Below are 18,593 nucleotides of genomic sequence, written 5' to 3'. Positions count from 1 at the left end.
TCTAATTAGGTCTACACCAAACCGCCCGCGATCTGTATGTTTCTGGCCATGCCCAACAAAGTGTTCGTCATCGGCGTCGGTATGACGAAGTTCGAGAAGCCCGGTCGCCGCCAGGGCTGGGACTACCCGCAGATGGCCAAGGAGTCAGGCACCATGGCCCTCGAGGACGCCGGTGTCGCCTACACCGAGATCGAGCAGGGATACGTCGGCTACTGCGCCGGTGACTCGACGTCCGGGCAGCGCGCACTCTACGAGCTGGGCATGACCGGCATCCCCGTCGTCAACGTGAACAACAACTGCTCCACCGGGTCCACCGCGCTGTACCTGGCTGCGCAAACGATCCGCGGCGGGTTGGCGGAATGCACCCTGGCGCTCGGCTTCGAGAAGATGCAGCCGGGCTCGTTGGGCGGCGCCCGCGATGATCAGGGCGAGCGCGAAAATCCCTTGATGCGCCACATCGTGGCCTTGAACGAGATCGATGAAATGGCATTTCCGGTGGCGCCGTGGATGTTCGGCGCAGCCGGCCGCGAGCACATGAAGAAGTACGGCACCACCGCCGAGCACTTCGCGAAGATCGGCTACAAGAACCACAAGCACTCGGTGAACAACCCCTATGCCCAGTTCCAGGACGAGTACACCCTCGACGACATCCTGGGCGCCCGAATGATCTCTGATCCGCTGACCAAACTGCAGTGCTCCCCCACCTCGGACGGATCCGGGGCAGCCGTCCTCGCCAGCGAGAATTTTGTCGCCACGCATGATCTGGCTGGGCAGGCGGTGGAGATCGTGGGGCAGGCCATGACCACCGACTTCGCCAGCACCTTCGACGGCAGCGCGGCCAACATCATCGGCTATGACATGAATATGCAAGCAGCTCAACGGGTTTACGATCAATCGGGACTGGGCGCCGAAGATTTCCAGGTGATCGAGCTGCATGACTGCTTCTCGGCCAACGAACTGCTGCTGTATGAGGCGTTGGGGCTGTGCGGCCCGGGCGAGGCCCCTGCGTTGATCGACAACGGCGACACCACCTACGGCGGGCGCTGGGTGGTCAATCCGTCGGGCGGGTTGATCTCCAAAGGCCACCCGCTGGGGGCCACAGGCTTGGCGCAGTGCGCGGAGCTGACCTGGCAGCTGCGCGGTACCGCCGACAAACGGCAGGTCTCCGGAGTGACGGCGGCGTTACAGCACAACATCGGGCTCGGCGGGGCCGCCGTCGTCACGGCCTACCAGCGCGCAGAGCGGTAGCGTTTTCCTGCGCCGCGGCGATGTACCTTCAGTAGTGAGGGCCGGGGTGCAGCAAGAGGAGACGGTTATGCGGACCGCAAGAGCAATCGCGGCACTGGGGGCGGCAACCACGGCCCTGCTGGCGGCGCCGGCCGGCCTGGCGGTCGCCGACATGACGGCCGCGGAGACCATCGCCAACCTCGAGGCGCAGGGCTACACCGTCAACATCGACCGCGTAGGCGCCGGACCACTGTCGGATTGCATCGTGACCAATGTGCGCAATCCTCAGACCAACAGTGAATACGTCGGCGTGGTGGGCGATGACGAACCCGGCGCCGTTCGGGTGATCACCAGCCAGACCATCTCGGTCTCGCTGAACTGCACGTGACCTGCCTGCGGTCCGGTCAGGCCCGCTGCAACTCCCGGACAGCGGGCCCGGCCAGCGCCTCGGGCGTGGCCATCCGGGCCAGCACCGAGGGCGTGGTGGACTCCACTGAATACAGCGCCACCCGGCCGTCGAAACCGGCCACGTAGAGGCGGCTGCCGTCGCCGCTCTCGGTGATGCAGGATGGCGCGAAGTCGGTGGTGATGACGTCGACCACCTTGTGGGTGTGGGTGCACACCACCTTGATGGCGTCTTCGGTGACGGCGTACACCCGGTCACCGAGGGCGCTGAGCATCAGCTGACGAACTGCGCTGTCGACGGCGACCGTGCCCAACAGCCGGTGTGAGCGCACGTCCAGCGCATCGACCAGTCCGCCCGCGGCCTCATCGTCGGTGGCCACCCACAAGGTGGCACCGTCGTGGCTGACCGCCAGGCTGCGCACCGGCTCGACCACGGTCAAGGTGTCGATCACCCGCAGTTCTGCGGTGCTGATGATCACCAGCCGCCCGCCGAGCTGGTCGGTGGTGGCGAGAACGAGGAAGCGTCCGTCGCCGCTCAGACGCAAGGTGTTGGCCACTTCGCCTGCCCGGCTGAACAACTCGACCGTGCGGAGGCTGCGGGTCTCGGTGTCGATGACGACGACGTCGACACCGGTGTCACTGCTGCGGGCGACGTACACCGAGCGGCCTTCGCGGTCGGTCACCACGTCCTGCACAGTGTCGCTGAGGGGATGACTGTCCACCACGGAATCGCCGTCCAGAACGGCCACCACGTCGTTGCCGCAGTCGAGTGCGCTGACGTACGCGCGTCCCCGTGCGACGGTCAGCGCGTACGGCTCGGGGACATCGGTGATGACGGCAGAGGTCCGCAGCGTGTAGCCGTCCAGGACCACCACGGCGTCGTCGGAGAAATCGGCGACGTAGAGCCTGCCGTCGAACGGATCGACAGCCATCGCGGTGACAGTTCCCGATCCCACCGCGGACATGCCCATCGCAGCGAAGGCCGACGGCGCGTCGACGCCGGGCAACGGGGCCGCACCGGCGAGAGGCTCGGCAACTTCGGATGCCACCGCGGGCACACGGTGCAGATGGCTGCGCAGCAGGTTGGTTGAGACAGCTGCAATACCTGACAGACCGTGGCCAGGGCCCTGCGAACGGTCGATCACCGCGACACCCTTGATCGCATCAGTCACATCGTCCACATTCGCCACTTTGTTTGCCATGGTGTCGATCCTCCCTTGCTGACGGTCGCGGTACAGACGCGTTCCCGCCCATTCTCAGCGCCATGTAGCGCTGACCCCGGTCGAGTGTAGCGGCGAAAAAGAGTGCAATTCCAATTCCGGTCAAAACCATCGACCGACACGGACGGTTAGCTTCAGCACCTGCTCAGTCAGCTTCGTTATACAATCGTGTTGTTTGCTGTCAGCTAACCGACATAAGTTCTCCAACTGCCCATGAGAGAAACTCCGCTAATCGACGAATTTGAATTCTTGGAGTTTCCTTAATTATCAAATTCTTAGCCCGGCGAACAAAATGAGGTCCAAATCACACCCCCGCTTTTCGGCGCGCCTCCGCTGGCGCACAACCAGCCCGCGAAACATGGCGCTAACACGGCTCGTGCGGCGGCACAATGATCTTGACAGTGCAACATTTGTTCGCTGAGCTTGCACACTACGGAACAAGTGCGCGCTACGGAATCCGCACCGTCAACCGGAGCCGCTCCGGCGGCCCGCCGCGATGCCCACCCCCTGGTCAAAGCGCTGCCGGCGCGATCGAGCCCTGCAGTTCGGTGTCCACCCGCCCCGCACTGGCGCTCCCGACGGTGAGCAGTGACTGAATCCGTAGGGCAGAGTCGGCTACTGGCAAACGATCTCAGCCATCAACCATGCGGAAACCGGGCCTCTTCCCGGCCTCTCCTGGCACGATGTTGCGACGTCGACCGGGAGGGACGTGATGGTGAGACGAGGAATCGCCACGGCGGTGGTGAGTGTGGCCGCCGTAGCGCTGGCACCCGCGCTGGTTGCGCCCGGCGCGGCCGCCGTGACGGCCTTGGTCATGGGCGGCACCGACCAACCCGATCCCGAACAACTCGGCGACTATCTGCCGCATGTCCACACGGAATTCCTCGCCCCATTCACCTCCTGTGCCGTCGGCGACTGCGACGTCGACGGCGTGGTGTACCCGGCGCAGTTCTGGCCGTTTCCGCAGTGGGGCGGCACGGACGCGCTGACTTACGACCGGTCGGTGTCCGACGGCGTCCTCAGCCTCGAGACCGCCTTGCGCAACGCGCATGCCGCGGATCCCGAGGAGCGGGTGGTGCTGTTCGGCAGCTCGCAGAGCGCGACGGTGGTGACCTTCGTCAAGCGCAGACTCGCCACCCACCCCACTGATATGCCGACCGATGTCCAGATCGTGATGATCGGAAACCCCAACCGCCCCAACGGAGGTCTGCTGGCACGATTCGCCGGACTGACCATTCCGGTGCTGGAGTTCACCGGCAGCGGCGGCACACCCACCGAAGCGGGCATCCCCACCACGGACATCGCCTTTCAGTACGACATCGCCGCCGACTTCCCCAAGTACCCCCTGAACCTCTTCGCCCTGTTGAACTCCGTCATCGGCATCGACATCCACGGCGACTATCTCCTGGGGCACAACGGGTACACCGAGGCCGAGTTGCTGGCGGCCATGCAGGACCCCAACAACCAGCAGGTCTATGGCGACACCACCTACATCACCATTCCCACCAGGCAACTGCCCCTGGTACAGCCCCTGCGTCAACTCGGCATCGACCACGGTGCCACCGCGATCACCGAACCACTTGTCGCACTGATAGAACCGACACTGCGGGTACTCGTGGAACTGGGCTATGACCGCGACACCGAGTACGGCCGTCCTTCCGGGTTCGGCCTGTTTCCACGCATCGATCCGGTCCAGCTGACCACTGACCTGGCCGGCGCATTCGACACCGGGATCAAAAATGCCCGCGCGACAATCTCTACGCCACCAGAGCCTTTGGAGCCAGATGCGCCGGCGGAGCAAGCAGAAGCATCGTCGGCCGTCGACCGCCACCGGAACGACGGTGCAGACGACGAACTCGACAACCCGCACCATCGCACACGCAACGACCGAGCCAAGGCCGATGCGAAAGACAACGACGACCTGCTCGACGAGGACACCCCGGCGGCTGACGCCGAGGCCGAAGCGACGGCGCCAACGGATTCAGGCGATGACGACAACGGCCACACCGACGAGCCCGCGCAGGGCTCCCCGACCGAGGCGTCTGCTCCCACGGCCGACGAACACGGCATTGGGTGACATCGCCTCCGCGCGCGATTGATTCCCTACCTCCGATCTCCAGGCAATCTCCACACTGCCTCCAAGTGCGGTCCTTTCTGGTTCGACAGCATTGGTGTCACCAACAACCAGCCGACACCGGCTCCACCACAAAGGATTTCACCATGAACAAGCACATCCTCACTGTCGCAGGCCTGGCCGCAGCCGCTGCCGCCGCCGGACTGTTGTCGGCTCCCGGGGCCCTGGCCGCGGATTCGGCATCCACCACCATCGGTCTGCTCAGGGCCCAGGGATTCGATGTCAAGCTCGACCGGGTGGGCAGCGCTACGCTCGACGACTGCGAGGTGACCTCGGTGCGTAACCCACGGGTGCAGCGGTCTTTCGTCGACTTCGACGACGATGACAACAATGTCTTCGATGTCGAGCGAAAGACCATCACCGTCTCGCTGAACTGCACGCGCTGAACTCGGTCCGGCCGGGCCGCTGTGTGGGACCATCGGCGCATGGATCCACAGGACGACCCGGAGGCCCGGATTCGGGACCTGGAACGCCCGCTCAGCGACCGGGCGCGTGCGTCGGAGCTGGGCACCGAGGCACCGGGTCCGGACGCGTACCCGCCGCCGACGAGCGCCTACCGGGGCTACTCGACGCAGCCCTACTCCACTGATCCGTACCCGCCGCCACCGCCCATGTCCGGGCCGCTGCCACCCATGCCGCCACCCGCCGGCTACGGGCCTGCGTACCCCCCGCCGCCGCCACCCGGCTCGGGTTCGGGGTTCAAGGTGGCCACCATGGTGGGGGTGGGCGTGGTCCTCATCGTGGGCGCGGTCGCCGCCGGCGGTGCCATCTGGTTCATGAACCAGTTCAACAACGTGTCGTCGTTCGTGGAGTCGTTCGAATCCCCGCAATCGACGGTGCCCGCCATCGACATCGAGATCCCGCCGATCGTCATCCCCGACGTCCCGGGGGTGGGGACGCCTGCCGTGCCGCAGGCCCCCGTCGGCCCCGGTGAGAGCATCACGGTGTCCGGTGTGGACAACAACCGGACCATCGAGTGTGCAGGTGGCGACGTCAACGTCAGCGGCGTCGACAATGCTGTCGAGCTGACCGGGCTGTGCGCCGAGGTCAGGGTGTCGGGCGTGCGCAACGAAGTACGGATCGCCGGTTCCGGGGCCATCACGGTGTCAGGCTTCGACAACATCGTCACCTACCGCGACGGGGACCCTGAGATCACCGAATCCGGCGGCGGGAACTCGGTCCAACGCGGCGGTTGACCGGGCAACGACGGCGACCGCTGGGGTCGGCGAAACGGGAGGCAGAGCCGGAGGCGCCGAGCAGACCCGGCTAGAGACGGCTGAACCGCAGCCGCAGTGCTGCCGCCGTCGCCGGGCCCACCACCCCATCGACCTTGAGACCCTTTGTACGACGCTGGAATTCGCGGACGACAGCCTCGGTGTGCGGCCCGAATACCCCGTCGATCTCCAGCTCACCCGCGTACTGCGCGTAGGCATGTTTGAGCCTGCGCTGCAACTCGGCGACCTGCGGGCCCGTGGAGCCACGGAACAGCAGAATGTCGGCGTACTCCCCCACCGGCACCGGTGGTCGGGGCGTAGAGGCCGGGTCGTCACGGGTGCCGATGCGATCAGCGATATCGGTGCGCAGCGTGTCCATGTCGATGGCCCCGGGATCCCATTTGCCCTGTGCGCGGCCCGCGTACTCCTTGTGCCCGATGGTGCGCGCCGAACTCTGTCCCAGTTTGCGGTTGAGGGCCGCGCAACTCCGCACCAGCGCGACGTACTGGGCGTCGGGCCAGTTGCGTCGGTGCGGCGCCGACGGGGACGTGCCGCTGTTGGCGCATTCGATACCGATGGTGTGCCAGTTGCCCATATTGGTCGGCAGCCACGGGTACATCCCCACCCCGGCGTGCCAAGCCACTCCGGCGGCCACCACCGTGACGGTGCCGTCGCGGGCGATGTGCAACTGCGACAGCGGGCCGTCGAGGTCGGGCCTGCCCTCGGCGATGGATGCGGCCGTGGCGGTGTCGGAGCCGGTGTGGTGCACCATCACTCCACGGATGTCCTTGAAATCGCCGTGGCCCCGGCTCCGCCAACCGGGGTATTCCACCAGGTCCACACCTTCGGCCCGCAACACCTCAGCCAGCCAGATCGGGTCACCCGTCCAGCGTGTTGTCACGGCCACGTGCGCCCACCCTACCGACGGATGCCGCTCCGGCGGCCCGATTTCAGGCGGCGAAGTGCGACTTGTATATCTGTCCGTGCACGCCGACGGTGCGATCCACCACCTGCGACACCGAGAAGTCCGCGGCCGCCGAAAGGTAGGCGTAGGCGGTGGCGCGGTCCATGCCCTGGTCGGTCTCCAGGAAATCCAGCGCGTTGACCACGGCACGGCGCATCGCGATGTCGAGGTCACTGCCCTGCCCGTTGATCGAGCCGTCGGGGTCGGACAACCCGATGGGCACCCAGGCGTCGGCAGTCTCGGCGAAGGGGTACTGGTAGGCCACCGAGGGCGCCTCCCCGGACCCCGGTTTGCACACCGACAACCGGTAGGTGCCACGCAAAGACCCTTCCATGGCCGTCAGAGCCACCTCGCCGTCGCCCATCGCCATGTGCGGGTCGCCGACGTAGAACAGCGCGCCTTCGGCGAACACCGGCAGATAGAACGTCGACCCTTCGCCCAGCAACTTGATGTCGATGTTTCCGCCACCCACGGTGGGTGGTATCGAATTCGCGCTGGCCGCAATGGGATCGGGGTCCTCAGAGAACGCCACACCCATCATCCCCATGAACGGTTGCAGTGGGAACCGCACCGTGGTGTTGCCGTAGGCCATCACACCCTGGCCGTCGTCGACGGCGGTGAACGTCGACACATTGCCGTACTGAGTGGGATCCGGGTTGGGTCTGCCATCGGTGCTGATCGGCGGCATCACCTCGTCGGGGCTGATTCCGGCAGCAGCACCTCCGTCGGCACTGCGGGCCAACGCCCCCTTGCCGTGCCTGCTGGACACCACACCGTAGGGCACCCGCGGAACAGCTTGTAGCGTCTCGATTTTCAGGACATCACCCGGCATCGCTCCCTCGACGAACACCGGGCCGGTGACCACGTGGGGGCCGTCCTTGTCGAAATCGCGTGGAGTGCGGGTGTAGTCGGCGGCGATATCGATGGCGTCCTGCAGCACATCGGATTCGGCGACACCCTGAGCACCGAAGTACTCCAGCGGGTTGCGACCCTGGTCTTCCAGGATGCCCTCGTGGGACACGGCGTCGATGGTGACAGTCTCTCCCGAACCCATCGTGATCACCGGTGTGGCATGCACATTGGGGACATAGCCCCACAGCACCTCGTCCGGCAGCGACTGCAGGTAGTGATCTCCGCTGACATCACCCTGACCGGGCTGCAGAACGGTGAACCCCTCAGCTGCCCCGGTGGACGGGCGCGACGGCGCGGGGCTGCTGCCGCCGGAACCACACGCCGTCACCACGGACGCACCGGCTCCCACGGCCGCGACAGCTCGGACAAAATCTCGTCTGCCGATTCCGTTGATCAGCGTAACGGCTGCGCTACGGGCGAATTCGTTCATCGGACCTCCCGGATCGTCGGTCCAGCCGAAGTTACCCAGACGATGTTGCGCCCGGGAAAACCCGCACCTCAGCGGGTGCGCGACGGGAAGGGATCGTTGCCGAAGTCGATCTGCGCGGCCGGATTGCTCACGGCAGTCACCAGTCCGGTGCCGAAGGCTCCGTCGCGGTCGAACAACGTGGCCGCGCCTACCGAGATGCCCTCGGCGGCCCAGTGCGAATCCGCCTCCAGCCCGATCCATTCGTCGACCGGCAACCGCGACAACGCCACCGTCAGGTCGCCGTTGATGTACCCCACGCCTGCGGTACCCAGGTTGGTCACCAGGCTGGTGCCCTCGGCGACCATCGCCGCCCGCACGAACGGTGTGCTTTCGTGGGAGTCCACCACATCGATGGTGCGGCTGAAGCTGCGTTTGCGCTCCGCATTCTGGTGGTCGGCGATGGCCGTCGTCCACCCCTTCCCGGCGCTGCCGATGTTGATGCCGCGGGTCTCGTCGAGCTGCGCCGGCATGCTGGGCCCGAAGGGCCGCACCCACTCGGCACCCCGGGGCGCCTCGGCGCGGCGGTACTGCACCAGCACCGCACGGGCCACGGTGACGCCGTCTTGCACCAGTTCGCACTCTGAGTTGCGCACCCGGCGGCCGTCACGGATCAGCTCGGCTTTCGCGGTGGTGGGCACCCCGCGGGCGGCTTTGAACAGGTCGACTGTCAGCCGCGCCGGGAGGAACTCGTCGAGGCCGTACAGCGTCTCCAGGGCGTGCGCCGCCAGTCCGACCACGGCGGGGCCATTGAGGTGGTCGGGGCCCCAATGGCTCTGCGCGTACTCGGTGGGCTGGTAGCGGTCCTCGTCGAGTCGGAGGAAGTGGAAGCGACGCTGGCTCATTTTCGCATCGTCGCACAGTGGCTCAACCTGTCGCGGGTCGGTGCACGACGGTAAGGTGCGCGGTCGTGCAACCAATCCCCGTCATCGCCGTCACGGGTTACCTGGGAGCAGGCAAAACCAGTCTGCTCAACCACGTGCTACGGACCCCACATGCGCGGATCGGCGTGGTGATCAACGACTTCGGTGACATCAACATCGATGCCGGCCTGGTCAGCGGTCAGGTCGACGAGCCCGCATCCATCGCGGGAGGCTGCATCTGTTGTCTGCCCGATGACGGCGAACTGGACGCGGCGCTGGCCCGCCTGGCCGACCCGAAGCTACGCCTGGATGCCATCATCATCGAGGCCAGCGGCCTGGCCGACCCGGTGTCCATCGCGCGGATGGTCGGTTTCAGCGGCGTGGCCGGGGTGCGCGACGGTGGGGTGGTCGACGTGGTGGACGCGGTGACCCACTTCGACCGCGTGGACGACGGCGGCATCCCGCCCGCGCGTTACGGGGCGGCCACCCTGGTGGTGGTCAACAAGCTGGACCAGATCGCCGAATCCGAGCGGGACAAGGTGATCCGCCAGGTGGAAAACCGCGTTCACCAACGTAATCCACGCGCCCAGGTGGTGGGCGCCATCGGCGGCCGGATCGATCCGTCGCTGCTCTACGACGTGGCTTCGGCTCAGGACGAATTCGGCCAGTTGTCTTTCCGTGACGCGCTGTTCGAAGCCGAGACCGAGGAGGTGGCCCACCACCATGTCCACGCCGACTCGGTGACGGTGACCACAGCCGGTGACGTCGACCCGCTGGCGCTGGTGGAGCTTCTGGAAAACCCGCCACCGGGGGTCTACCGGTTGAAGGGCACGGTGGCGGTGCGGCAGCGCTCGGCCGCCCGCAAGCTCGACGTCAACGTCGTCGGGTCGGCCGTGTACGTCGCCCGTGCGTCCTCGCGCACCCCCGCCAACTGCCTGGTGGCCATCGGCATGCATCTGGACACCGACGCCGTGCACGCCAGCCTGTCGACAGCCCTGCGTCCCACCAGCGTGCCGCCGTCCGCGGCCGCGGCACGTCGGTTGCAACGACACCTGCGTTGACGGTTCCCCGGCTTCAGTTGAGCCAGCACTCCCCGCGGCCGCTGTAGCGATCCATGGTGGTGCGCCGGTCCATCACCTGTGCGTACTGCCGGTCGAAGGCAGGCAGCAGCGCCCGGTTCAGCGTCTCCAACTCTGCCTGCCAGCTTCGCAGTTCGGGCCCACGGGCTTGCAGTTCATCGAGCACAGCCCGCTCGTCGATCATGGTCAAGGTGTTGTCCTGCATCACGATTCGACCGTCCACCATCACGGTGTTGATGGAGGACCCGTTCTCCGAGTACACCAGGTGCAGTTCCGGGTTGTTGCGCGGCGTGAACGCCAGCGAGGTCATGTCGTAGAACACCAGGTCGGCGCGTTTGCCCACTTCGATGCTGCCCACGGCGTCTCCCAGCCTGGCCGACCGTGCGCCGCCCAGGGTGCCCGCGGTCAGCACCTCGGCCGCCGTCGGCCATTGACGGTAGTCCGGGCCGGTGACCTTGTGCAGCAGGGCAGCCGCCTTGACCGCCTCGGACATCCTGGCGGTGTCACTGCTGGACATCCCGTCGGTGCCGATTCCCAGGTTCACCCCGGCATCGAGGTACTTGCGCCACGGCGCGATCCCGGAACCGAGTTTGAGATTGGAGATGGGGTTGTGAGACACCGAGGCCCCGGTGTCGGCCAGCACGTCGATGTCGGAGTCTGTCATCCAGATGCCGTGCGCCATGGTGACACGCTCGTTGAGCACGCCGAGGGCATGCAGGTATTCGACCATGGTCTTGCCGTAGAACTCGCCCGCAGTCACCGCCTGGGTGCGGGTCTCGAGGACGTGGATGTGGAACTCGAGGTCGAACTCCGCGGCCAGGGCGTCGATCCCGGTCAGCAGTTCCGGCGAACACCGTTGTGGTGCAGAGGGTCCCACCATGAAGCGCAGTCGCCCACCGGCGTAATCGGAGTACCTCTGGGCCGACGACCTGGCGTAGGCCAGGTACTCGTCCTGGCCTACCACGGCCAGCGCATCGAGTTGCCGGCGCAGGTCGGAGTCCAGCACGTCACCCAGGAATGGGAAGTGGTCAACGAACGGCCGGTCCATGACGTGCCCGGAGATGTTGGCCCGGATACCGCTGTCGCCGTATGCCTCGAACACCGCTGCCAGTTGATCCTCGTTCTGCCCCGGGATCTCGAGCACGTCGTCCACCAAAGTGGTGACACCGTTGCGCAGCGACTCGATGGCCACCAACTGTGACCGCAGCCGGATCAGATCCGGTGACAACGGCGCCAGCCCCAGCACCGGGTAGCTCAACAGCATCCAGTGTTCCAGGGGAAGATTGTCCATCCGGGCCCGGAACAGCGCCTCCCAGGAATGAGTGTGCGCGTTGACGTAACCCGGTACCACCAGCCGGTCCCTGCCGTCGATCACGGTGTCACCCGGTTCGGTATCGAGTGTTGCCGCAACGGCGGTGATCTCGCCGTCGACGATCCGGATGGACCGGGTCACCGGAGTGGCGCCGGTAGCTCCGTCCATCGTCAGGACGGTCGCGTGGTTGATCAGGTAGTTCATCGAATCACCTTGTCCAGTGCCAGGTAGCTCAGTGCGGCCGCGGTTCCGCCGGCCAGCCAGGACAAATCGATGCCACCCATCGCCATGGCTACCGGCCCCTGGAGCATTGGCAGCAGGCCGTACATGAACAGCCACGTGCACACGATGCCGATGCCCAGGGCGATCAGTGCGGCGGGTCGCACAGCCGGCACCAGCCCGGCATCGGCCGGGGCAACCAGCGCCTGCGCGTCCACCTGCTGGCGGGCGATCACGAACCAGTGCACCAGAACCACTGCGGCCCACGGTGATACCCATCCGACGATGCCGACCAGCCAGGCGTCGATGGTAGCTGCGAAGTCACCGTTGAGCACGAACACCACCACCACGCCCATGGCGACCACACCGATCACGATGTTGAGGATGCGGCGGTCGATACGGATGTCGAGGGCCTGGGTGGACACCGTGCACGTGTAGATGTTGAGGATGTTGGTGGCCAGCGGACCGTGGACCACCAACAGCAACACCGGGATGGCCAGCACACCGTAGGCGTCGACGATGATCTCGCCGGGATCGGTGGACGAGCTCAAGGTGGCCAGCGTGGCGCCAAGGGCACCCAGCCACACCACCGGGATGAACTGCCCCAGCGCACTGGCCAGGAACAGTTTGCGGGCCGGCACCGAGGTGGAAACGAACCGTGAGTAGTCACCGGCGTAGCCCAACCAGGTGATGCCCCAACCGATTCCGATGGCCGTCATGACAGCGGTGAGCGCGGCGATGTGTTCTGCGGAGGTCAGTGCCGGGTCACCGGTGTAGCCCCACTGGACGTCGAGGCCGAACCACGCCACCAACGTCATCGCCACCAGCACCAGCACTGTCGGCGGCACCGTCCACCGTTCGAATGCCGAGATCACGCGGTAGCCGAACCACGCGATCACCACCTGGATCACCATGATGACGGCGGCCACTGCGATTCTCGGTGCCGCCGAGCTGTTCTCCGGGTCCACCAAGCCGATACGCCCCAACAGCGCCATCACCAGATCGAGCACGATCCAGGTATTGACCGCGCACCAGCCCATGCAGACGATCGACTGCACGGCGGCCGGGACGTAGGCGCCGCGGCGGCCGAACACCGCGCGTGAGAGCACCATTCCGGTGACGCCGGTGCGCTGACCGATCACCACGAAGATGCCGAACAGCGACATGCCGACGGCGTTGCCGACGGCCAGAACGGCGATGGTCTCGAACAGGCCAAGGCCCATGGACACGCCGAGCGCACCCAGCACCCAGTTGATGGGGGCGATGTTGGCGCCCGCCCAGATCCAGAACTGGCCGCGGACATCGGTGGTCCGGCCGGATTCGGGGATGACCGCGAGCTCGGATTCGAGAGCCTCGGGTGTGGATTCCCCCGTGGAGACAGCTGACATGTGGGTTCCTGTCCGTGAAAAGGAGTAGGCCGCGTCGGTGCGTTGATTACATCCTCAGAGCACCATCCACGATTCGGTGATAGACATTTCGTCTATAGATTTCGATGTTTTATATACCTTTAGTCGAGTAGGTGGCCGTGATTCCCGCACCGACCCCTCAATCGTCGCTGAGCCTGCGTGATGTGCTCGACGACCCCGCTCTGTTTGCCGCCCGCCCCCAGGTGCTGGCCGGATGGGACCGCCTGGACACCGAGATCCGCTGGGTGCACACCAGTGAGGTGCTCGACATCGCCGAGCTGCTCACCGGTGGCGAGTTGCTTCTGGTTGCGGGCGTCATCTTGCGCGACTCCACGGCCGAGCAGCTGCACGCCTACGTCGACTCGCTGGCCGATGCCGGCGCCGCCGGGCTGGCGGTGGAAAGACCGCGGGTGGGCACCATTCCGGTCGCGCTGGCGGAGCGGGCCACTGTGCGTGGGTTTCCCCTCATCGAGCTCACCGAGGTGGTGCGGTTCGTCGAGGTCACCAGGGCCATCAACAGCCGTCTGGTGAATGAGTCGGTGCGAGCGCTGCACTTCAACGACGAGGTGACGCACCTTCTGGCCGGGGTGTTGGCCGCACAGGGCGATCTCGACGACATGGTGTCGGCACTGCGCGACCTCAGCGGCTGTTCCATCGCGGTGCGCTCCGCCTCGGGCGCGGTGCTGGCCTCCGCCGAGGTGGATGGCGCACGCCCGCGCGCGTACGCACACGTGGCAACCATCGAGTCCGCGGGCGTGACCATTGCGACGCTGGAGGTGCTGCCGCGTGCGGGTGTGGATCTGCAGATGGTGACCGCGGTGTGCCGGCGGGCACCGGAGTCGCTGGCACTGGCGCTGCTGCGTTGGCGTCCACTGACACGTTCCGATCAGCACCTGCGCGAAGTGTTCCGGTTGCTGACATTGGCCGAGGACACTTCCCGGCCGCCCGCGCTGCGGGCCGACACCGAGGCAGCGTTGCGGCGTGCCACCGGTGAGCTGGGGTTTGCTCCGGGTGGCTGGTACATCGGGGTGGTGGCGCTGTCGGTCGACGGCCCGCTGCAGGTCGCCGAACTCGCGGCGGTGTTGCATCGAGATGACCGGCCGGTGCTCTCGGAGATCCGGGATGGCAGGTACCGGTCGATCGTGCGTTTCGATGCTCGCCGTCAGGCCGGGTCACTGGCTGACGAGGTGGTGGCCCAGCTGTATTCGTCGCCCCTGCCGCGCGCCTTGCGCATCGGCGTTGCCGAACCCACGCGGGAACTTCCCGCCCTGGCGGAGGCTATGTCCACTGCTGCGACGGCTGCCCATCTGGCCACCGAGACCGAATTCGTGGGCCTGGCCCGGGACGTGGCCATCGACCATCTGCTGTCCCAACTGGACGCCAGTGCCGTGGACCGCTTCGTGCGTGCGGTGCTGGGACCGCTGCTGACCACCGAACGGTCCGCAGAGTTGATCACGACCCTGGCGACCCTGTTCCGCACCGGTTCACGGGTGGCCGCAGCCCGGGAACTCAACATTCACCGCCAGACGATGTACCAACGTCTACACCGCATCGAGAGCCTGCTGGGACGCCCGGTTGGCGACGCCTCGGGAGCAACGGGTGCGCTGGTGGTGGCCGTGGAGCTGGCGGCGGTGCGATTACGACTAGGCTGAATCACAACCGTGAAACTCATTGGGTTTTGCTGACGACAATGCAGTGACGGTTGCGCAAACTTTGACGAAAGTGATGTGCGATTGTTCAACGATGGCATAGCGTATCGCTGTCAGCAAACAAATGAGAGGGGCTGACATGTACGGCAGAATCATTCTCGCCGCAGGCGTGTCCGCAGTCGGCCTGGCCTTGGGAACGGCCACACCGGCGTTGGCCGATGCCAACGACGACATGTTCATCAGCAGGATCGACGGGGAGGCCATCCCCTACTCGTCGGCAGAGAACGCCATCGTCTTGGCCCACGCCATCTGCGACTACGCAGCAGCGGGCCAAGCACCCGAGCAGATCGCCATCGAGATCAGCGGTCCCGCCAACTGGACTGTCGAGCAAAGTGAGTCATTCGTGAGCGCCGCAACTCAGGTGTACTGCCCGGCCTAGCCGCCGGTAACCGATACCGAAATGTCGGCACTTTGCTACGGCATTGACGCCGAACAGGCGGCACGATCCGCGTTGCCCCAGTAGCGCGGTACGTCGTCCGGGCCACCAGCAGAACCACCGGGTCGGCACGCCGCTGTTGTCACGCGGCGGCGGTGGCTTCGGGTAGGAATGCCCTCAGTCGTGGACGTGCTGGTCGTAATGCTTGACCAGACCGTCCGATTCGGCGGCATCGACCTGACGTTCCCACCCCACGAAGACGGTGGCGATGATCATCACAGCGGTGGCGAATCCGAGGAGAGCCGACACGGTGGACATGGACCACTGTCCGGTGGCAGCGGCCACGCCCAGCAGTGCGACGACGACGGCGCCGGCAAGGGACAATCGAAACGCAGTGGCCGTGCGCCGGGGGTTTCCGGTCGACGCTGCCCGGTGGCTGCGGACCTCGGTCAAATGGGACATGCCTCCACTGTGCTGTCGATTGCTAAGGAAGCAATCAGAGACCGCTATGGGAACGGACTGAGTTCACGTCGCCGGTCGTAGAGTTGCGCGACACGTGTAACCCCATCACTTACCCCAAGATTCGGCGTTCGTGAGGATCTCTCAGATATCCAGAATTAGCTGGGCACCATTGCTTTTCGCGCGGGACACACAGACCAGCATCTGACCGTCCTGCCGCTGCTGGTCGGTGAGCAGGGTGTCGCGGTGATCCACGTCGCCCTCCAACACCCGTTGTACGCAACTGCCGCAGAAGCCCTGCTGGCATGAATAGCCGACGTCCGGCCTGATCTCCCGCAGCGCTGCCAGTGCGCTCTGATCTGAGGCCACCGGCACCACATGGCCGTCTCCGAGCACCATGCGGAAGGGCACACCGTCGACCACCGGAAGCGGTGAGAACCTCTCGACGTGCACCTCGATTCCCGAGTCGACGGGAATGGCGCGCTGCACCAGGTCGGTCATCGCAGGTGGGCCACAGACGTAGACGGCGGTGCGACTGTCGATGTCAACCAGGAGGTCGTCCGCGGTGGGCAGGCCGGACTGGTCGTCGGTGCGGACGCACACGTTGTCACCGAACCCGAGCAGTTCGTCCAGGAACGGCAGACTGTCCCGGTTGCGGCCGGTGTAGTACAACGACCAGGACAGGCCCAACCGATCGGCCAGACGCACCATCGGCAGAATGGCCGTGATCCCGATTCCGCCCGCAATGAAGCGCAAACTCTCTGCGCGGGAGGCAGTTCCGGGAAGTGACAGCAGGAACGCGTTGCGGGGTTCGCTGACTTCGACCACGTCGCCGACGGCCAGCGCGTGCGCCTCGGCGGATCCTCCGGCGCTACCGATCAACCGGACCGCGATGCGATACTCCTGCGCGCGCTGCGGATCTCCGCACAGCGAGTACTGCCGTGCGCGTCCAGACGGCAGGTGCACGTCGATGTGGGCACCCGGATGCCACTGGCTCAGCGCAGACCCATCCAGCGAGACGAGCGTGAGTTGCACGACGTCCTGGTCGCGGGCCACCTGACGACGACCGGACACCCGCACCCGACGTCTACTGACGGTCGTCGGAAGATCGGGAAGGTCCGCGTCGCCGCCAAGACGGGTGACCACCGAGATGAAGTGCGGTACCGCCACTCCGGCGATCCGGATCAGCGCGTCCGGCCGACGGGTTCGGTACAGGCCCGGCGGTGGTTCGCCGGCGTAGGGCTTGAGCAGTCGGTGCAGGAATCGCTTGGGCTCAACCATGGACAGCGCGCGCCGCCGGGGAGGTCGCCAGGTACGCGACCGCCTGCGCGGTGTCGCCCTCGTCCGTCGGGTTGTAACCGGGTTTGAACAGTCGCCCGGCCGCCCTGGCGATCATGCCGCCGGTAGGGATGGCGCCGCGCTTTCCGGATGCCCGCAGTTTCCACAGCAGCCGGGGGTAGCCGAGATTGGGCAGGTCAGGGTCGGCATGCACCAGAAACTTGGTGCCGCGCAGCACAATTCCCACCAACGCGAAGGTGACGATCAGTCCGGACACCGCTTGTGCCACGAAGTCCATGTGGAAGTACTTGGCGACGTTGTAGGACACATGGCGGTGCTCCACCTCCTCCGCGCCATGCCACCGATACAGATCCGCGAGCGTGGGATCCACTCCCATCGCATCCCAGGAGTTGTTCAGCGCCCAGTGTCCGAGGACGCCGGTGAAGTGCTCGGCAGCACACAACGCGTGCGTGCCTGACGCCAGCGCCTTGCGCCGGTGCCGATTCGGAACCTTGGCCATCTGCTGGTCGTACTGTCCGGCCACCCACTCGAGTTGGGCCAGGAATCGGGCAGGGTCGATGCCGTGGCGCAGCAGATAGTCGACGAGGACGCGGTCATGGGTCTGCGCGTGCACGGCCTCCTGCCCGATGAAACCGACGATCTCCTCACGAAGATGATCTGCCCGCACGTATTCGAGCGCGTCGGACAGCAGCGCGCTGAACCAGCGCTCCGCGGACGGCAGGAACAGGTTCAGAGCGGTGACAGTGTGAGAGCCGTACGGATCACCCGGGATCCAGTGCAGCGGGGCGTCGTCCAGGTTGAAGTGAACCTGTCGCGGACGCAGAGCCACCTCTTCAGGTGCAATTCGATCGGCCGGATCCATCGAGGGATCGGCTCCTTTCCTCTCTGCGGAAGACGTCGCCTGGCTTGAACGTCGATGGCGCATACCCACTCTGCCGTGGTTCAACGGGGGCACTGCCATCCAACGTGCCGAATGTCCAGGTAGAACAGTTTTCAGCGACAGTGACAACTTTGTGACGGCCCCACCTCCACCGAGTCTCTCTGCAATCTCCACGAAGGCTCCAAGCCCGCCGTCACGTCGCCGACGACGCTGAATCGCATGAACGAGAACACCGCCACGATGCCCCGCGGCTACCGCGCACTGGGCACCGTCACCGCTCCCACCGGCACGGTCCTGATCGCCCCATCGGCTCCGCAAGCACGCGTTTTGCGCTGGGTCGCCGTGTTGTGGACCGAGTGGCGCTCGCGCAGGCGCGTCCAACCCCGTCGCCGCCCGGACTGTTTCGAAGCGGCGGCGATGGCACGGGAGATGTACCGCCTGTGACAGGC

18 protein-coding genes are annotated in these 18,593 nt (G+C 65.9%); 9 read left to right on the top strand and 9 right to left on the bottom strand.

All coding sequences use genetic code 11. The features are described 5' to 3' along the window. The first annotated feature begins 48 nt into the window (after positions 1–48). The gene (locus BVC93_RS17610) at positions 49–1,248 is read left to right on the top strand and encodes a lipid-transfer protein (protein WP_083741121.1); all 1,200 of its coding nucleotides are present in this window, start codon (positions 49–51) and stop codon (positions 1,246–1,248) included. 67 nt (positions 1,249–1,315) lie between these two features. Beyond that, complete coding sequence (locus BVC93_RS17605; protein WP_083738602.1) at positions 1,316–1,615, top strand: hypothetical protein; 300 nt, start codon at positions 1,316–1,318, stop codon at positions 1,613–1,615. A 16-nt stretch (positions 1,616–1,631) separates the two neighbouring features. Here the strand turns inward: BVC93_RS17605 and BVC93_RS17600 are convergent, their stop codons facing one another. Beyond that, on the bottom strand, positions 1,632–2,834 hold the full coding sequence (locus tag BVC93_RS17600; protein WP_083738601.1) for a YncE family protein: 1,203 nt from the start codon (positions 2,832–2,834) through the stop codon (positions 1,632–1,634). Between the two features lie 730 nt (positions 2,835–3,564). Between BVC93_RS17600 and BVC93_RS17595 the strand changes: the two genes are divergently transcribed. The 3 genes from BVC93_RS17595 (at position 3,565) to BVC93_RS17585 (ending at position 6,182) form a co-directional block, all read left to right on the top strand. Further along, entirely contained in the window at positions 3,565–4,929 is a 1,365-nt protein-coding gene (locus tag BVC93_RS17595) for a PE-PPE domain-containing protein (RefSeq protein WP_083738600.1), read from the top strand. A gap of 143 nt (positions 4,930–5,072) precedes the next feature. Next, positions 5,073–5,372: a hypothetical protein gene (locus BVC93_RS17590; protein WP_083741120.1), complete on the top strand. Its 300-nt coding sequence runs from the start codon at positions 5,073–5,075 to the stop codon at positions 5,370–5,372. Between the two features lie 39 nt (positions 5,373–5,411). Continuing rightward, complete coding sequence (locus BVC93_RS17585) at positions 5,412–6,182, top strand: DUF3060 domain-containing protein (protein WP_083738599.1); 771 nt, start codon at positions 5,412–5,414, stop codon at positions 6,180–6,182. Between the two features lie 70 nt (positions 6,183–6,252). On the opposite strand, the gene BVC93_RS17580 is transcribed toward BVC93_RS17585, so the two are convergent. The 3 genes from BVC93_RS17580 to BVC93_RS17570 all read right to left on the bottom strand — a co-directional run bounded on the left by BVC93_RS17580 (position 6,253) and on the right by BVC93_RS17570 (position 9,387). After that, the gene (locus tag BVC93_RS17580; protein ID WP_083738598.1) at positions 6,253–7,107 is read right to left on the bottom strand and encodes a peptidoglycan recognition protein family protein; all 855 of its coding nucleotides are present in this window, start codon (positions 7,105–7,107) and stop codon (positions 6,253–6,255) included. 43 nt (positions 7,108–7,150) lie between these two features. After that, positions 7,151–8,506, bottom strand: a complete 1,356-nt coding sequence (locus tag BVC93_RS17575) for an acetamidase/formamidase family protein (RefSeq protein WP_083738597.1) — start codon at positions 8,504–8,506, stop codon at positions 7,151–7,153. A 68-nt stretch (positions 8,507–8,574) separates the two neighbouring features. Further along, on the bottom strand, positions 8,575–9,387 hold the full coding sequence (locus BVC93_RS17570; protein ID WP_083738596.1) for an acyl-CoA thioesterase domain-containing protein: 813 nt from the start codon (positions 9,385–9,387) through the stop codon (positions 8,575–8,577). 65 nt (positions 9,388–9,452) lie between these two features. Between BVC93_RS17570 and BVC93_RS17565 the strand changes: the two genes are divergently transcribed. Further along, positions 9,453–10,466 carry a CobW family GTP-binding protein gene (locus BVC93_RS17565; protein WP_083738595.1) on the top strand — a complete coding sequence of 338 codons (1,014 nt, stop codon included), beginning with the start codon at positions 9,453–9,455 and terminating at the stop codon, positions 10,464–10,466. A 13-nt stretch (positions 10,467–10,479) separates the two neighbouring features. On the opposite strand, the gene BVC93_RS17560 is transcribed toward BVC93_RS17565, so the two are convergent. Next, entirely contained in the window at positions 10,480–12,000 is a 1,521-nt protein-coding gene (locus tag BVC93_RS17560; RefSeq protein ID WP_083738594.1) for an amidohydrolase family protein, read from the bottom strand. Further along, on the bottom strand, positions 11,997–13,403 hold the full coding sequence (locus tag BVC93_RS17555) for a cytosine permease (RefSeq protein WP_083738593.1): 1,407 nt from the start codon (positions 13,401–13,403) through the stop codon (positions 11,997–11,999). Before BVC93_RS17555 ends, BVC93_RS17560 begins: the two co-directional genes overlap by 4 nt. 137 nt (positions 13,404–13,540) lie before the next feature. Between BVC93_RS17555 and BVC93_RS17550 the strand changes: the two genes are divergently transcribed. Continuing rightward, positions 13,541–15,073 (top strand): helix-turn-helix domain-containing protein, encoded by a 1,533-nt coding sequence (locus BVC93_RS17550; RefSeq protein ID WP_192860023.1) that lies wholly within the window; start codon positions 13,541–13,543, stop codon positions 15,071–15,073. Between the two features lie 136 nt (positions 15,074–15,209). Beyond that, positions 15,210–15,509, top strand: a complete 300-nt coding sequence (locus BVC93_RS17545) for a DUF732 domain-containing protein (RefSeq protein ID WP_083738591.1) — start codon at positions 15,210–15,212, stop codon at positions 15,507–15,509. A 174-nt stretch (positions 15,510–15,683) separates the two neighbouring features. Here BVC93_RS17545 and BVC93_RS17540 read toward each other — a convergent pair whose 3' ends face one another. The 3 genes from BVC93_RS17540 to BVC93_RS17530 form a co-directional block, all read right to left on the bottom strand. Next, positions 15,684–15,968 carry a hypothetical protein gene (locus tag BVC93_RS17540; protein WP_083738590.1) on the bottom strand — a complete coding sequence of 95 codons (285 nt, stop codon included), beginning with the start codon at positions 15,966–15,968 and terminating at the stop codon, positions 15,684–15,686. Between the two features lie 141 nt (positions 15,969–16,109). Next, positions 16,110–17,246: a PDR/VanB family oxidoreductase gene (locus BVC93_RS17535; RefSeq protein ID WP_083738589.1), complete on the bottom strand. Its 1,137-nt coding sequence runs from the start codon at positions 17,244–17,246 to the stop codon at positions 16,110–16,112. Continuing rightward, positions 17,239–18,126, bottom strand: coding sequence for a metal-dependent hydrolase (locus BVC93_RS17530; RefSeq protein WP_236950008.1), 888 nt, complete (start codon positions 18,124–18,126; stop codon positions 17,239–17,241). Before BVC93_RS17530 ends, BVC93_RS17535 begins: the two co-directional genes overlap by 8 nt. Positions 18,127–18,363: 237 nt before the next feature. On the opposite strand from BVC93_RS17530, the gene BVC93_RS17525 reads away from it, so the two are divergent. Then, entirely contained in the window at positions 18,364–18,588 is a 225-nt protein-coding gene (locus BVC93_RS17525) for a hypothetical protein (protein WP_083738587.1), read from the top strand. The last annotated feature ends 5 nt before the right edge of the window (positions 18,589–18,593 follow it).

Origin of the sequence: Mycobacterium sp. MS1601, from assembly GCF_001984215.1 — a bacterium.
Classification (GTDB): Bacteria; Actinomycetota; Actinomycetes; order Mycobacteriales; family Mycobacteriaceae; genus Mycobacterium.
The sequence above is the reverse complement of the archived record's forward strand: the minus strand, read 5'-3'. Positions and strand labels throughout refer to the sequence as shown.